This is a genomic window from Ectothiorhodospira marina (assembly GCF_900109495.1).
Lineage (GTDB): Bacteria > Pseudomonadota > Gammaproteobacteria > Ectothiorhodospirales > Ectothiorhodospiraceae > Ectothiorhodospira > Ectothiorhodospira marina.
The window spans coordinates 172,019-187,399 of record NZ_FOAA01000005.1; the positions used below are offsets into that span (position 1 = coordinate 172,019).

General features: G+C 63.9%; 15 protein-coding genes. 4 read left to right on the plus strand and 11 right to left on the minus strand.

Going from position 1 to position 15,381, the window contains the following annotated elements; genetic code table 11:
- Window positions 1-114: 114 nt before the first annotated feature.
- Window positions 115-1,704 (plus strand): ABC-F family ATPase, encoded by a 1,590-nt coding sequence (locus BMY52_RS06590; RefSeq protein ID WP_090252437.1) that lies wholly within the window; start codon window positions 115-117, stop codon window positions 1,702-1,704.
- A 104-nt stretch (window positions 1,705-1,808) separates the two neighbouring features.
- Here the strand turns inward: BMY52_RS06590 and ispH are convergent, their stop codons facing one another.
- Window positions 1,809-2,744, minus strand: a complete 936-nt coding sequence (gene ispH / locus BMY52_RS06595; RefSeq protein WP_090252440.1) for a 4-hydroxy-3-methylbut-2-enyl diphosphate reductase — start codon at window positions 2,742-2,744, stop codon at window positions 1,809-1,811.
- A 121-nt stretch (window positions 2,745-2,865) separates the two neighbouring features.
- On the opposite strand from ispH, the gene BMY52_RS06600 reads away from it, so the two are divergent.
- Entirely contained in the window at window positions 2,866-3,195 is a 330-nt protein-coding gene (locus BMY52_RS06600; protein ID WP_245740659.1) for a CCDC90 family protein, read from the plus strand.
- Between the two features lie 30 nt (window positions 3,196-3,225).
- On the opposite strand, the gene BMY52_RS06605 is transcribed toward BMY52_RS06600, so the two are convergent.
- The 6 genes from BMY52_RS06605 to rpsT all read right to left on the minus strand — a co-directional run bounded on the left by BMY52_RS06605 (window position 3,226) and on the right by rpsT (window position 10,232).
- Complete coding sequence (locus BMY52_RS06605) at window positions 3,226-3,663, minus strand: FKBP-type peptidyl-prolyl cis-trans isomerase (protein WP_090252443.1); 438 nt, start codon at window positions 3,661-3,663, stop codon at window positions 3,226-3,228.
- The gene (lspA, locus tag BMY52_RS06610) at window positions 3,660-4,136 is read right to left on the minus strand and encodes a signal peptidase II (protein WP_090252446.1); all 477 of its coding nucleotides are present in this window, start codon (window positions 4,134-4,136) and stop codon (window positions 3,660-3,662) included. The genes BMY52_RS06605 and lspA overlap by 4 nt, the downstream gene beginning before the upstream one ends.
- A gap of 192 nt (window positions 4,137-4,328) precedes the next feature.
- Window positions 4,329-7,151 carry an isoleucine--tRNA ligase gene (gene ileS, locus BMY52_RS06615; protein WP_177169874.1) on the minus strand — a complete coding sequence of 941 codons (2,823 nt, stop codon included), beginning with the start codon at window positions 7,149-7,151 and terminating at the stop codon, window positions 4,329-4,331.
- A gap of 16 nt (window positions 7,152-7,167) precedes the next feature.
- Window positions 7,168-8,121, minus strand: coding sequence for a bifunctional riboflavin kinase/FAD synthetase (gene ribF, locus BMY52_RS06620; RefSeq protein WP_090252452.1), 954 nt, complete (start codon window positions 8,119-8,121; stop codon window positions 7,168-7,170).
- 72 nt (window positions 8,122-8,193) lie between these two features.
- Window positions 8,194-9,747: a murein biosynthesis integral membrane protein MurJ gene (gene murJ / locus BMY52_RS06625; RefSeq protein ID WP_090252455.1), complete on the minus strand. Its 1,554-nt coding sequence runs from the start codon at window positions 9,745-9,747 to the stop codon at window positions 8,194-8,196.
- Between the two features lie 224 nt (window positions 9,748-9,971).
- Window positions 9,972-10,232, minus strand: a complete 261-nt coding sequence (rpsT, locus tag BMY52_RS06630) for a 30S ribosomal protein S20 (RefSeq protein WP_090252457.1) — start codon at window positions 10,230-10,232, stop codon at window positions 9,972-9,974.
- Between the two features lie 271 nt (window positions 10,233-10,503).
- Between rpsT and BMY52_RS06635 the strand changes: the two genes are divergently transcribed.
- Complete coding sequence (locus BMY52_RS06635) at window positions 10,504-10,977, plus strand: DsrE family protein (protein WP_245740664.1); 474 nt, start codon at window positions 10,504-10,506, stop codon at window positions 10,975-10,977.
- A gap of 284 nt (window positions 10,978-11,261) precedes the next feature.
- Here the strand turns inward: BMY52_RS06635 and proB are convergent, their stop codons facing one another.
- The 4 genes from proB to rplU all read right to left on the minus strand — a co-directional run bounded on the left by proB (window position 11,262) and on the right by rplU (window position 14,146).
- Entirely contained in the window at window positions 11,262-12,389 is a 1,128-nt protein-coding gene (gene proB / locus BMY52_RS06640; protein WP_090252462.1) for a glutamate 5-kinase, read from the minus strand.
- The gene (gene cgtA, locus BMY52_RS06645; RefSeq protein WP_090252464.1) at window positions 12,373-13,395 is read right to left on the minus strand and encodes an Obg family GTPase CgtA; all 1,023 of its coding nucleotides are present in this window, start codon (window positions 13,393-13,395) and stop codon (window positions 12,373-12,375) included. Before cgtA ends, proB begins: the two co-directional genes overlap by 17 nt.
- A gap of 161 nt (window positions 13,396-13,556) precedes the next feature.
- Window positions 13,557-13,814 carry a 50S ribosomal protein L27 gene (gene rpmA, locus BMY52_RS06650; protein ID WP_025282991.1) on the minus strand — a complete coding sequence of 86 codons (258 nt, stop codon included), beginning with the start codon at window positions 13,812-13,814 and terminating at the stop codon, window positions 13,557-13,559.
- Between the two features lie 20 nt (window positions 13,815-13,834).
- Window positions 13,835-14,146, minus strand: coding sequence for a 50S ribosomal protein L21 (gene rplU, locus BMY52_RS06655; RefSeq protein ID WP_090252467.1), 312 nt, complete (start codon window positions 14,144-14,146; stop codon window positions 13,835-13,837).
- A 168-nt stretch (window positions 14,147-14,314) separates the two neighbouring features.
- On the opposite strand from rplU, the gene ispB reads away from it, so the two are divergent.
- Complete coding sequence (gene ispB, locus BMY52_RS06660) at window positions 14,315-15,283, plus strand: octaprenyl diphosphate synthase (protein WP_090252469.1); 969 nt, start codon at window positions 14,315-14,317, stop codon at window positions 15,281-15,283.
- The last annotated feature ends 98 nt before the right edge of the window (window positions 15,284-15,381 follow it).

The window sequence follows — 15,381 nt, forward strand, 5'->3', positions numbered from 1 at the left end:
GTCGGGCAACCCTGTCAATCCCAGGTCAGAACCCGTACCATGACCGGTTCGGTTTTCGGGCCTCATTCTCCGCTCGGCAACGCCCCCTCCCTCTTTTTCCCGCAGGACATTCTTTTGATCTCCACCGCCAATATCACCATGCAGTTCGGGGCCAAGCCCCTCTTCGAGAACGTGTCAGTCAAGTTTGGCGGGGGTAACCGTTACGGCCTGATCGGCGCCAACGGCTCGGGGAAGTCCACCTTCATGAAGATCCTGGGGGGCGATCTCGAGCCTTCCGCCGGCCAGGTGATGCTTGAGCCGAATGTGCGCCTGGGCAAGCTGCGCCAGGACCAGTTTGCGTATGAGAAGTGCAGCGTGCTGGACACGGTGATCATGGGGCATGAGGAGCTTTGGAAGGCGCGTGCCGAGCGCGACCGGATCTATTCTCTGGCGGAGATGAGCGAAGAAGACGGCATGAAGGTCGCTGAACTGGAGACCGAATTTGCGGAAATGGACGGCTATACCGCCGAAGCCCGTGCCGGCGAGCTGCTGCTCGGCCTGGGGATTCCGCTGGCACAGCACAGCGGGCCCATGAGCGAGGTCGCGCCCGGTTGGAAGCTGCGCGTCCTGCTGGCCCAGGCGCTGTTTTCCGATCCGGAAGTGCTGCTGCTGGACGAGCCCACCAACCACCTGGACATCAACACCATCCGCTGGCTGGAAAGCATCCTCACCTCGCGTAACAGCACGATGATCATCATTTCCCACGATCGCCACTTTCTCAACAGCGTCTGCACGCACATGGCGGATCTGGATTTTTGCGAACTGCGCCTGTTCCCCGGCAACTACGATGAATACATGACGGCCGCCACCCAGGCCCGCGAGCGTCTGCTGTCCGACAACGCAAAGAAAAAGGCACAGATCTCCGAGTTGCAGGCCTTCGTCAGCCGCTTTTCGGCCAACGCCTCCAAGTCCAAGCAGGCCACCAGCCGCGCCAGGCAGATCGAGAAGATCCAGCTCGATGAGGTCAAGCCCTCGAGTCGGGTCAGCCCGTTCATCCGTTTTGATCAGCACAAGAAGCTGCACCGTCAGGCCGTGACCCTCGACAAGGTCAGCCAGGGGTTCGATGGCGAGGCGTTGTTCAAGAACCTGAGTCTGCAAATCGAGGCCGGTGAGCGCGTGGCGATCATCGGCCCCAACGGCATCGGCAAGACGACGCTGCTGCGCACCCTGGTGAATGAAATGCCGCCGATGGCCGGCACGGTCAAATGGGCCGAAAGCGCGGATCTGGGCTATTTCGCCCAAGAACACGCCGAGGACTTCAAGAACGATGAGACCCTGTTCGACTGGATGGCTCGGTGGACCACGGGCGGCGACCAATTGGTGCGCGGCACCCTGGGCCGCATGCTGTTTTCCAACGATGAAATCTTCAAATCGGTCAAGGTGATTTCCGGTGGCGAGCAGGGCCGGATGCTGTTCGGCAAGCTGATCCTGAAAAGGCCCAACGTGATGATCATGGACGAACCGACCAACCACCTGGATATGGAATCCATCGAGGCGCTGAACCTGGCCCTGGAGAACTACCCCGGCACGCTGATCTTCGTCAGCCATGACCGCGAGTTCGTCTCCAGCCTGGCAACCCGCATCATCGAGCTGAACGAAGATGGCGTGACGGACTACAACGGCACCTACGATGATTATCTGCGTCAGTTGGGCGTGGCGGTCTAAGCCTTAAGTAACACGCAAAAGCGCAAAAGGGGACAGATTTATTTTCCCGCCCCGCAGGGCGGGAAAATAAATCTGTCCCCTTTTGCTGTGCCCCCTTTTGCTCTTTAGCTCCGCAGTGCCTTGGGCAGTGAGAACGTCACCGTCTCGCTGCGCCCTTCATGTTCCACGCAGGTCTCCACGCCCAGGGGCTTGAGGTGATCCACCACCTGCTGCACCAGCAGTTCCGGGGCGGAGGCGCCGGCGGTGATGCCGATGCGCTGGCGGCCTTCGAGCCAGCGGGCGTCGATGTCTTCGGCGCCGTCGATGAGGTAGGCCTGTATGCCCATCTTCTCGGCGATCTCACGCAGGCGATTGGAATTGGAACTGTTGGGGGAGCCCACCACCAGGATCAGGTCACACTCCCCGGCCAGGGACTTGATGGCGTCCTGGCGGTTCTGGGTGGCATAGCAGATGTCGTCACGGCGCTGCCCCTGAATATCGGGGAAGCGCTTCCGCAGGATCTTGAAGATGCCCTGGGTGTCGTCCATGGAGAGGGTGGTCTGGGTCACGTAGGCCAGATGGTCCGGGTCCTTGACGTCCAGTTCCTGGGCCTGCTGGATGTTCTCCACCAGGTAGATCTCGCCCCCGTGGCTGCGATCGTATTGCCCCAGGGTGCCGTCCACTTCCGGATGCCCGGCATGACCGATGAGGATGACTTCCTCACCCCGGACGGCATGGCGGGCCACCTCCATGTGTACCTTGGTGACCAGCGGGCAGGTGGCATCGAAGACGCGCAGGCCGCGCCTGTCGGCCTCGTCCCGCACGCTGCGAGGCACGCCGTGGGCGCTGAAGATGACCGTGGCGCCATCAGGCACCTGGTCCAGTTCCTCCACGAAGACGGCGCCCTTTTCCCTGAGTTCGTTCACCACGTAACGGTTGTGCACCACCTCGTGACGCACGTAGATGGGCTGGCCGAACAGGTCCAGGGCCCGTTCCACGATCTCGATGGCCCGGTCGACGCCGGCGCAGAATCCACGGGGGTTGGCGAGGAGGATGTGCATGTTCGTCTGGCCTGATGTTAAGGGTGGCTGATAGGCCGTCATCCTACAACAACCGTGGATGACTGCCGAATGGGCCTGTCATGGATGTGGGAAACGGTACTTCCGGGGGGGCGCAGGGAAATTGACCGCTTCACGTACGGTGGACTATCCTCGAGAAAACCGCTCGCTAATAGGGCTCAAGGCTTTGGCAAGCGTCACTTTTGATACTCACGAGTTTATCAAAACCCTCGAGAAGGCAGGCTTCGACGAGAAGCAGGCCGAGGCTGTGGCGTTGGCTTTCAAAAATGCCCAGCGCGAGGCGGAAGTGGCGACCAAGGAGGATATCGCACTGGTGAGATCCGAAGTTCGGGAGATGGAACACCGATTGAAAGCAGATCTGATCAAGTGGATGGCCGGGCTGCTGCTTGCCCAGGCTGCGCTGGTGGCCACTTTGGTGAAGTTGTTGTCCTGATAGCTTGCCGATTGGTAGGCCGCGAATGCTTCAGGTCGGCGGCTGCACCGACAGCACCTCGATCTCCACGGTAATCTCATGCCCCGCCAGCGGGTGATTGAAATCCACCGTGACCCTGTCCCCTTCGATCTCCCGGATCAGCCCCGGGATCTGCTCGCCGGTGGGGGTGTCGAAGCCCACCAGCAGGCCGGGTTCCAGGGGCATGGCCTCGGGGAAATCGCTGCGTTCCATGGTCTGCACCGCTTGTGCCGTGGCGAAGCCGAAGGCTTGTTCAGGGGGCAGGGTGGTGGTGCAGGACTCCCCTTCTGAAAGCGCAGTGACCAGTCCTTCCAGGGCGCCGTGCAACTCGCCCTGGCCGACGGTGAATTCCACCGGTTCGACCGGAGCTTCCCGGGTGCTATCGGCCACCTGGCCGTTTTCCAGGGTGATGGTGTAATGCATCCGTACCCGGCTGCCGGCGGTGATCATGACTTCTGTGTCCCGCGAGGGGCGGGTATGAGGCTGGTGATGATGAGGATCACGGCGCCCACGGTGATGGCGCTATCGGCGATGTTGAAGGTGGGCCAGTGGTAGCCGGCGTAATGGAGGTCGAAGAAGTCGATCACGTGCCCGTGCCAGACCCGGTCGATCACGTTGCCGATGGCGCCGCCCAGGATCAGCGCCAGGCTGACGGCGGTGCTGGTCTCGTCCCGCTTGAGTTGACGCAGCCACCAGATGATCACCCCGCTGACGACCACGGCCAGTGTCGTGAAGAACCAGCGTTGCCAGCCTCCGGCATCGCTGAGAAAGCTGAAGGCGGCGCCCTGGTTGTATACCAGGGCCAGGTTCAGGAAGGGCAGGATCTCCATGGGGGCGAATTGCACCAACTGATATTCGGCGATGCGTTTGGTGACCTGATCCAGGATGATCACGCCGAAGGAGAGCCATAGCCATTTGAGCATGTTGTTCGGGTCTCTGTTTGACTGAGGTTGTGGTGGTGGGTGGGGTGGCTTCGTCTCCCTCATCCCCAGCCCTTCTCCCCAGAGGGGAGAAGGGAGTTTGTCCGCCCCTGAGCCTTCGGAAGGTGGCAGGGATGTGAGCCCCTCTCCCGCTGGCGGGAGAGGGGTTGGGGTGAGGGTGGGCGGAGGCCCCAATCAGGCAAATGCCCGCTGCTCACCCTCGCCCGCTACGTTCTCTACACAGCGCCCGCACAACTCCGGATGCTCGGCGCTGGTGCCCACATCTTCCCGGTGATGCCAGCAGCGCGGGCACTTGGCATGTTCACAGCGCAGGGCGCGGATGGCCAGGGCGGTGCCATCGGGCAGGGCGGAGGCCACGGCCGTGGCGGGTGCCTGGCCCAGGGCATGCACCCGGGCATAGGAGGTGATCAGCACGAACCGCAGTTCATCCCCCAGGCGGGTCAGGATCTCCTGCAGCCCGGCATCGCAGTACAGATCCACCTCGGCATCCAGGGAGGCACCAATGTCGCCCTCATTGCGCAGTTTTTCCAGCTCGCGGCTCACGCACTGACGGACCTCCAGCACCCGTCGCCAGTCCGCAACGCCCAGGGGCGCATCGTCCTGCAGGGGGAACAGGCCGTCGTACCAGGTGTTGAGCAGCACCGATGCGTTGCGCTCGCCGGGGATCTGCTGCCAGATCTCCTCGCCGGTGAAGGAAAGGATGGGCGTCAGCCAGCGGGTCATGGCCTCGATGATGTGGTACATGGCCGTCTGCGCCGAACGGCGCGCACGACTGTCCGCCTGGGTGGTGTACTGGCGGTCCTTGATCACGTCCAGGTAGAAGCTGCCCATCTCCACCGAGCAGAAATTGTGCACCCGCTGGTAGATCTGGTGGAACTGGTAGTGCTCGTAGGCGCGGATCACCTGCTGCTGCACCTGCAGGGCCTGGTCCACGGCCCATCGGTCCAGGGGCAGCATGCGCTCGGCGGGCAGCAGGTCGGTGGTCGGGTCGAAGCCGTTCAGGTTGGCCAGCAGGAAGCGGGCCGTGTTGCGCATGCGCCGATAGGCGTCGGCGGTGCGCTTGAGGATCTCGTCGGAGACAGCCATCTCACCACTGAAGTCGGTGGCCGCCACCCACAGGCGCAGGATGTCGGCACCCAGGGTATCCATGACCTTCTGCGGGGCCACCACGTTGCCCTTGGATTTGGACATCTTCTGACCCTGGGCATCCACGGTGAAGCCGTGGGTGAGCACCGCCTTGTAGGGGGCCGTGCCCCGCATGGCCACGGAGGTGAGCAGGGATGACTGGAACCAGCCCCGGTGCTGGTCGGAGCCCTCCAGGTACAGATCGGCCGGCAGGCCCAGGCCGGGACGGCGTTCGGTCACGGTGGTGTGGGTCACGCCCGAATCGAACCACACGTCCAGGGTATCGGTCAGCTTGTCGAAGCGTTCGGCGTCCTCGCCCAGCAGTTCCTTCGGGTCCAGCGAGAACCAGGCCTCGATGCCTTCCTGTTCCACCTTTTTGGCCACGGCCTCGATCAGGGCCTGGGTGTCCGGGTGCAATGCACCGGTTTCCTTGTGGATGAACAGGGGAATGGGCACCCCCCAGTTGCGTTGCCGGGAGATGCACCAGTCCGGGCGGTTGGCCACCATGCCCTCAATGCGGGCGCGCCCCCAGTCGGGCACCCATTGCACCTGTTCGATGGCCCGCAGGGCGCCCTCGCGCAGTTCCGCCTTGTCCATGCTGATGAACCACTGGGAGGTGGCCCGGAAGATGATGGGGGTCTTGTGGCGCCAGCAATGGGGGTAGCTGTGGCGCAGTTTTTCCACATGCACCAGCGCCCCGCGCTCCTTGAGCACTTCCAGGATGCGGCCGTTGGCCTCGTTCACGCTCAGCCCGGCGAACAGCTCGGTGGAGGGCAGGAAGCGCCCATCGCCGCCCACCGGGTTGTCCACCAGAAGGTTGTAACGCCGACCCACGATGTAATCGTCCTGACCGTGACCCGGGGCCGTATGCACCGCGCCGGTACCCGCCTCCAGGTTCACATGCTCACCCAGGATCACCGGCACCTGACGGTCATAGAAGGGGTGCTGCAGCAGCAGGCCTTCCAGGGCTGCACCCTGGGCGTGGCCGATGACGTGCTGCCCCCCCAGGCCGTAGCGCTGCATGAGGCTGTCCACCAGTTCGGTAGCCACCAGCAGGCGCTCTTCGTTCACGGCCACCAGGGCATACTCCAGCTCCCCATTCAGGGCCACGGCCTGGTTGGCGGGCAGGGTCCAGGGGGTGGTGGTCCAAATGACCACGCTGATGGGGCCGTTGCCCGCCTCGCCGTTCACCTGCAGACGCCGCAGCAGGTCCTCGTCGTCCAGGGAATGGAAGCGCACGTCGATGGCCGGTGAGGTCTTGTCCTCGTATTCCACTTCGGCCTCGGCCAGGGCAGAGCCACAGTCCACGCACCAATGCACCGGCTTGTTGCCCTGGATCACGTGGCCACGGTCGATGATGCGGCCCAGGGCGCGCATGATGTCCGCCTCCACCGTGTAGTCCATGGTGAGGTAGGGGTTTTCCCAGTCGCCCAGTACGCCCAGGCGCTTGAAGTCCTCGCGCTGGCGGTTCACCTGATCCTGGGCGAAGTGGCGACAGGCCTCGCGGAAGGCACGGGCATCCGTCCCCTTGCCGGCCTTGCCCTGGCTGCGCTCCACCTGCAGTTCGATGGGCAGGCCGTGGCAGTCCCAGCCGGGCACATAGGGGGCATCGTAGCCCGCCAGGGTACGGCTCTTGACGATCACGTCCTTGAGGATCTTGTTCACCGCATGGCCGATATGAATATCGCCATTGGCATAGGGCGGGCCGTCGGCCAGCACGAAGCGGGGTCGACCGGCGCTGGCCTGGCGGATCCGCTGATACAGACCCTCCTGTTCCCAGGCGGCGAGCATGTCCGGCTCGCGCTTGGCCAGGTTGCCGCGCATGGGGAAGTCGGTCTTGGGCAGGTTCAGGGTGTCTTTATAGTCGGTCAAGCTGGAATTCCTCGATTCAGTCCGGCGAGCGCTCGTCGCTGGGCCGCCCCTGAAAAAATGCACGGGCATGATCCACGTCCCGGGCGATCTGCGCGCGCAGTTCATCCAGGGAGGTGAAGCGTTGTTCATCCCGCAGGCGATGGAGTAGGTCCACATGCAGGTGTTTTCCATAGAGGTTGGCATCCGTGTCGAACAAATGCACCTCCAGGCGGTTCTGGACGCCCCCCACCGTGGGGCGGGTGCCGGCGTTGGCCACGCCCTGCACCGGCTCGCCGGGGAGGCCGAATGCCTCCACGGCAAATACGCCACGTATCGCCATGGGGCAGGGGCCCAGGCGCAGATTGGCGGTGGGGAAGCCCAGTTGGTGGCCCTTCTTGTCGCCATGGGCGACACGCCCGTTGATGCGATACGGGCGGCCCAGGAGTTTTTCCGCCTCGTCCATGCAGCCTTGGGCCAGGGCACCACGGATGCGGGTGCTGCTGACCCGGGCGCCGTCGATATGGAAGGTGTGCATGTGCGCCACATCGAAACCATGCACCCGCCCGGCCTCGCGCAGGGTTTCAAAGGTGCCGGCGCGGTCCTTGCCAAAGCGGAAGTCGTCCCCCACCACCAGGTGGCGCACGCCCAGGCGCTCCACCAGCAGCTCCCGGATGAAGTCCTGGGCGCTCATGCCGGCCAGGGCCGGGTTGAAGTTCAGGCACAGCAGCCGGTCCACGGAAAAACGGCGCATGGCCAGCAGTTTGTCGCGGAAGCGCTGCAGCCGGGCCGGCGAGCGCTCACCCAGAAAATACTCCCGTGGCAGAGGCTCGAAGGTGACCGCCACGGTGGGCAGGCCCCGTTCGGCCCCCTTTTCGGCCAACTGCCCGAGCACCGCCTGGTGCCCCAGGTGCACACCGTCGAAGTTGCCGATGGTGGCCACCGAGCCCCGGTGCCGGGGCCTCAAGTTGTGGGCACCGCGAATCAGTTCCATGGGATTGGCCGCAAAAGCCTCGATTATACGTGGGGGGGGGGCGCGTTTACAGGGTTGGCCCCTTGTTGATCACTACCGCAGCAGGAATGTCCTGGGCCGCACTCCGGTGGCCAGCAGGGTGAGTCCATAGGCGCCACCGCCCAGGGCGATCAGGCCCAGCAGGGCGCTGACCCGGGTCAGCGCCGGCCATTCGCTCCACTGGCTCAGTTCCGGCAGCATCAGCAACAAGAGCAGGGTCAGAAGGCCACTTGCCAACAGCATACGCCACCACAGGCCCAGCCAGCCGGGCAGGATCATCAGGATGCCGTCACGGCGCAGCCCGCGGTAGAGCAGTCCGGCATTGAGGTAGGCCGATAGCGAGGTGGCCAGCGCCAGGCCGGCATGGGGGCCTGGCCAGCCCATCCACACCCAGGGCGCCACAATGGCCACGTTCAATGCCATGTTGGCCACCATGGCGATCACCGCCACCTTCACGGGGGTTTTGGTGTCCTGGCGGGAAAAGTATCCTGGCGCCAGGATCTTGATGAGGATGAAGGCGGGCAGCCCCACGGCGTAGGCCATCAGCGACAGGGCGGTCATGCGGGTGTCGCTTTCCAGGAACTCCTGATACTGGATCAGGGCCGCGAGGATGGGGGCGGCGAGCAGGATCAGGCCCAGGGCCGAGGGCAGGGCGATGAGCAGGGACAGGCGCAGCGCCCAGTCCAGTGTCCTGCCGAAGGCTTGCGGGTCCTTGCGGGCATATTCTCCGGAGAGGCGAGGCAGAATCACCGTGCCGATGGCAATGCCGAACAGGGCCAGGGGCAGTTCCACGAAACGGTCGGAAAAATACAGCCAGGTGATGGAGCCGGTGGCAAGAAAGGATGCGATCAGGGTGTCCACCAGCAGGTTGATCTGAACCACCGAGGTGCCGAAGATCGCGGGTAGCATGAGCTTGGCAATGCGCTTCACGCCCTCGTGGGTACGTCGCAGTCGGGGCCGGGGCATCAGTCCATGGCGCATCAGGAAGGGGACCTGGAAGGCCAGTTGCACCGCGCCGGCCACGAACACCCCCCAGGCCAGGGCCATCACCGGCTGCTGGAAATGCGGCGCACCCCAGACGGCAGCGGCGATGAGCGACAGGTTCAGGAACACCGGAGTGAAAGCCGGCACTGCAAACCGTCCCAGGCTGTTGAGAATGCCCCCGGCCATGGCGGTGAGCGAAATGAACAACAGGTAGGGAAAGGTGATGCGCAGCATGTCGGTGGCCAGGGCATGACGGCCATCCTCCCCGTGGAACCCTGGGGCAAAGACGCTGATCAGGAGGGGCGCGGCAATCACCCCGAGAAGGCTGGTGATGAACAGCACCAGGGTGAGAGCGCCGCTGACATGGTCCACCAGGTCCTTCAGCGCCCTCTGGCCCCGCTGTTCACGGAATTCAGCGAACACGGGCACGAAGGCCTGGGAGAAGGCCCCCTCAGCAAACAGCCGGCGCAGAAAGTTGGGGATGCGAAAGGCGACGAAAAAGGCGTCGGTGGCCCCGCTGGCCCCGAAGCTGACCGCCAGCACCATGTCCCGCAGATAGCCAAACAGCCGCGACACCAGTGTCATGGCGCTGACAACGGCGGTGGACTTGAGCAATCGGCTCATGGGTTGACGCGAGCTCGCGGGTTGCCGGGCACAAAAAAACCCGGGATGACCGGGTGCACTATAAGTCCCTTTCCCTGGGGGGAGCAGGAAGCCATTCAAGCCCCTCACTCCATTGGGGGAGAGGGGTTGGGGTGAGGGGCGGCGCAGGACCGGGTCAGCATCCTGCCCGCCGTTCCCCTCATCCCCGTCCCTTCTCCCCAGGGGGGAGAAGGGAGGCAGGACGATTACAGTGCCCGCACCCGCGCATTCAGGCGGCTCTTGTGACGCGCGGCCTTGTTGCGGTGCAGGACACCCTTGGAGACGGATTTGTCGATGACGGGCACGGCGGCTTGGTAGGCGTTGGTGGCGCTGTCCTTGTCACCTTCCTTCACGGCCTTCAGCACCTTCTTGATGGCAGTGCGAAAGCGCGAACGCGCGGCCATGTTGTGCTGGCGATTCTTTTCGCTCTGGCGGGCACGCTTGCGAGCTGAGGCGATGTTGGCCAAGGTAATCTCCTGAAAATTCGGGTCAGTTCCGGAAAAGCCGGCAATCTTGCATGGAGGTGGGTGGGATGTCAAGGCATTCCTGAGCGGCCTTGCTGCGCCGCAGATTGATCCATCGCAATAACCCTGACACTCTTGCCCCCACCCGGCCCCACAAGAAACGTCGGGACACACCAAAGGAGGACAGGTCATGACCCCATCTGAGACGGATGAAATGCGCGCCTACACCCACCGGCCCCGTGCCAAGGCGAGACGCCGATGGCAGATCCTGCCCATGGTCTGGCTTCTGATCAGCCTGGCTTGGCTGGGGATGCCCTCTCTGGCCACCGCCTCCGATCCGGCGGCCCGCGTGGTCTATCATGCGGACTTTTCCGATCCCCGCCGGTTCAGCGCCATGCTCACGAGCATCAACAACATGGCAGTGCACTACGAGAATGAACTGATGGATCATGACATCCGCATCGTCGCCGTCTCCCACGGCATCCGCTTCCTGACCGACGATCCCCTGGAGGATTCCCCCTTTGCCGAGGACGATACCCTCGCCGAGGAGCGTGACAACCTGCGCGGGCGGTTGAGTTCCCTGATCTCCATGCATGGGGTGAAGGTGGAACTGTGCAACATCACCCGCTCGGCCCTGGATCTGCCGGAGGATGAACTCTACGAAGGGGTCTCCATGGTGCCCTCAGGCGTGGTGCGCCTGGCCGAACTGCAGAACACCAGGGGTTTCGCCTACATCAAGATCGAGTAGTCCCGGCCAAAGGTCGAACGCCGAGCTGGCAGACTTCCGGGTATGCATCAAGGCTCCGCGAAGGTCAGTCAGCCATCTCCTGGTCGGCTGTTCCCAATGCATCAAGGCCCTGTCGGGTGCCGGAGGTCTGTTGGCGGGCTTCAGCCGCAGGAAGCGGCTGCAGAGCCTACAGGGATGTATTCACGGCGTCCCGCCAACAGACCTCCGGCACTCGACAGGGCCGCTACCTCCGCAGCCTGTCCGACCCCCAGCAGGGCCGCTACCCCCGTAGCCAGTCACGTCGATCACAACACCACCAGATTATCCCGATGAATGAGCTCCGGCTCATCCACATACCCCAGGATGGATTCGAGCTCATCACCTCGCCGCCCCATGATGCGGCGGGCCTCGTCGGCGGCGTAGTTCACCAGGCCCCGGGCCACCGGGCGCCCATCCGGGTCCAGACAAGTGACCACCTCGCCACGGGAGAACCGGCCCTTCACGTGGGTGACACCCACCGGCAGCAGACTGCGGCCCGCCTCGCGGATCACCCGTGCGGCACCGGCATCCAGCAGCAACTCCCCGCGTGAGACCAACTGCCCGGCAATCCACTGCTTGCGTGCCGCCAAGGGCTCCCGGTCGGGGCGCAGCAAGGTGCCCAGATCCTCGCCAGCGGCGATGCGCTCCAGCACGCCGGAGGTGCGGCCCGAGGCGATCAGTGTGTGGGTGCCGGAGCGGGCGGCACGGGCCGCGGCCGTGAGCTTGGTGGCCATGCCGCCACTGCCCAGTCGACCGAAGGTGGGGGCCACCAGACGCAGCAGGCTGGGGTCCGAGGCCAGCCCCTCCGAGACCAGTCGGGCATCCTGGAAGGTGCGCGGATCACGATCATACAGGCCGTTCTGGTCGGTGAGGATCACCAGCAAGGAGGCCTCCACCAGATTGCACACCAGGGCCGCCAGGGTGTCGTTGTCGCCAAAGCGGATCTCCTCGGTGGCGACGGTATCGTTCTCGTTCACCACCGGGATGGCGTGCATGCGCAGTAGGGTGCGCAGGGTGCTGCGGGCGTTCAGATACCGTCGCCGGTCGGCCAGGTCATCATGGGTGAGCAGAACCTGGGCGGCATGCAGCCCATGTTTCTGGAAATGACTCTCATAGGCTTGCACCAGGCCCATCTGCCCCACGGCGGCAGCAGCCTGCAGTTCATACAGGGCCGATGGTCGCTCGCTCCAGCCCAGGCGCGTCATCCCCTCGGCCACCGCGCCGGAGGATACCAGGATGATCTCGTGGCCGGCGCGGCTCAGTCGGGCCAATTGATCGGCCCACCCGGCCAGGGCCTGCATGTCCAGGCCCTGGCCGTCGTTGGTGATCAGCGCCGAGCCGATCTTGACGACCCAGCGGCGGGACTTGCCCAGTGCTTCACGTGTCACTGTCATGCGCTTCCAGGTGTCTCATGACCTGTTGTGTGAGGGTGTCCGTGCCTTCGCCGGTGACGGCGGAGATATAAAAGACGGGCGCCTTCCAGTCCAGGGCCTGGATGATGGCCTGGCAGCGTGCCTCGCGTTCATCGGGCGAGACCAGGTCCACCTTGTTGATCACCAGCCAGCGGGGGCGCTCCAGAAGCTGTGGGTCGAACTGCGCCATCTCCTGTTCGATCACGCGGACCGCCTGCTCAGGTGCCTGCTCGGGATCGGGCGGCTCAATATCCACCAGGTGCAGCAGCAGGCGGTTGCGGGACAGATGCTTGAGGAACTGGATGCCCAGCCCCGCCCCCTCGGCCGCCCCCTCGATGAGACCGGGGATGTCGGCCATCACGAAGCTCTGCAGGGGGCCCACGCGGACCACGCCCAGGTTGGGGTGCAGGGTGGTAAAGGGGTAATCGGCCACCTTGGGGCGCGCGCCGGATACCTTGGAGATCAGGGTGGATTTGCCCGCGTTGGGCAGTCCCAGCAGGCCCACGTCGGCCAGGACCTTCAGTTCCAGGCGCAACTGGCGCAGTTCTCCCGGGGTGCCCGGCTTGGACTGGCGGGGCGCCCGGTTCACGGAGCTCTTGTAGCGGGTGTTGCCCAGGCCGTGGAAGCCGCCCTGGGCGACCAATAGCTTCTGGCCATGGTCCACCAGGTCGCCGATCAACTCATCGGTCTGGGCGTCGAAGGCCAGGGTGCCCACCGGCACCTCCACTTCCAGGTCTTCCCCGGCGTGACCGGTCATGTTGCGGCCCCGGCCATTTTCGCCGCGCCCGGCCTCGAAGTGGCGCTGGAAGCGAAAATCCGCCAGCGTGTTCAGGTCGTGGGTGGCCACCAGGTAGACGGACCCCCCATCGCCCCCGTCGCCGCCGTCCGGGCCGCCGAACGGCACATACTTCTCCCGGCGAAAGCTTACGCAGCCGTTGCCGCCGTCGCCGGCCTTGACCTTGATGGTGGCTTCATCAACGAATTTCATGGGGTGGCTTCTTGTTCCGGGGTGATGGGCGCCTTCTCAGGATACGTCGCCCGGGGGCAAAGCGACACCCCGTTCCGCGGTCCCATGCGGTGCCTGGGGGCATTAAAAAAGCCCCGGAAGGCCGGGGCTTTGGAGTCCTTGCTGCCGATTGTGGCCGGCAATCAGGCGGCGAGCACGCTCACGTACTTGCGGCCCTTGGGACCCTTGGTTTCGAATACCACCTTGCCGTCCGCCTTGGCGAACAGGGTGTGATCCTTGCCGCAGCCCACGTTCAGGCCGGGGTGGAACTGTGTGCCACGCTGACGAACGATGATGTTGCCGGCGATCACGGCCTGGCCACCAAAGCGCTTCACGCCAAGACGTTTGCTTTCTGAGTCGCGGCCGTTACGGGTACTGCCGCCTGCCTTCTTATGTGCCATTTGCTGTTACCTCTTGCCTATCAGCCGGCGATGGAAGTGATTTCCAGCTCGGTGTAGTGCTGGCGGTGCCCCATCTGCTTGCGGGAGTGCTTGCGACGGCGGAACTTGATGATCTCCACCTTTTCGCCGCGCCCGTGGGACTTGATGGTCGCGGTCACTTTGCCGCCTTCCACGTAGGGCGCACCCACCTTGATGTCTTCGCCGCTGCCGACCAGCAGGACGTTGTCGAATTCCACAGAGGCGCCTTCCTCCGCGTCGAGTTTCTCGACCCGGAGTTTTTCACCCTGGGCAACCCGGTACTGCTTGCCACCGGTAGCGATAACCGCGTACATCTTTGATGTTCTCCGAAAAGGTCTTCAATCCAAAGACGCGGAAGTTTACCTGCGCCGCAAGCGGTGGTCAAATAGAAAGACACGCAAACTCAGGGATACGCCTTGACACTCAACCACTCCATTCCTAGCATGCCCGAGGCTCCCTCCCTTAGTGATCAAATTCCGTCCATGGACCTGAACCAGATTCGCGACCTGATCGCCGACGACATGAAGGCGGTGGACGACTGCATTTGTCGGCGTCTGCAATCCCCCGTGGTGCTCATCAACCAGTTGGGCCACTACATCATCAGTAGCGGCGGCAAGCGCCTGCGTCCGATGCTGGTGCTGCTGTCTTCCGGGGCCTGCGGTTATCGGGGGACGCAGCATATCGAGCTGGCTGCCGTCATCGAGTTCATCCACACCGCCACCTTGCTGCATGACGACGTGGTGGATGCCTCGGAGATGCGCCGCGGGCGGGAGACCGCCAATGCGCGCTTCGGCAACGAGGCCAGTGTGCTGGTGGGCGATTTCCTCTATTCCCGCTCCTTCGAGATGATGGTGGAGATCGGCAACATGCGCATCATGGAGATCCTGTCCCACACCACCAGCACGGTGGCCGAGGGTGAGGTGATGCAGCTGCTCAACTGCCATGATGCGGACACCACCGAAGAGCGCTACATGCATGTGATCCAGTCCAAGACGGCCAAGCTCTTCGATGCTGCCGGGCGGGTGGGCCCTGTACTGGCGGAGCAGCCCGAGGCGGTGATCCAGGGGCTGGCGGCTTATGGCATGCACCTGGGTACGGCCTTCCAGTTGATTGACGATGTGCTGGATTACAGTGGTGAGCGCGACGAGATGGGCAAGAACATGGGCGATGACCTGGCTGAGGGCAAGCCGACGCTGCCGTTGATCCACGCCATGCGTGTGGGTAACGAGGCAGACGCGGCCCTGGTGCGCGAGGCCATCGAGAAGGGGGGCCGTGATTATGCCGAGCGGGTGCTGGCGGCCATTCAGGCGACGGATTCCATCGAGTACACCCGCAAGATGGCGGAGCAGGAAGCGGACAATGCCATCGAGGCCCTGTCGGTATTGCCTGAAAGCCCCTATCGGGATGCCATGGCATCGCTGGCACGTTTTTCCGTGGGGCGGGTGTACTAAGCGTATTTCGGGATTGGTGGGGTCGTGCGGGGTTGGACTTTCCGGAGTCTTCGTAGCACAATACGCACCCTGTCGGGACGGTCAATCCCGCAGTCAAT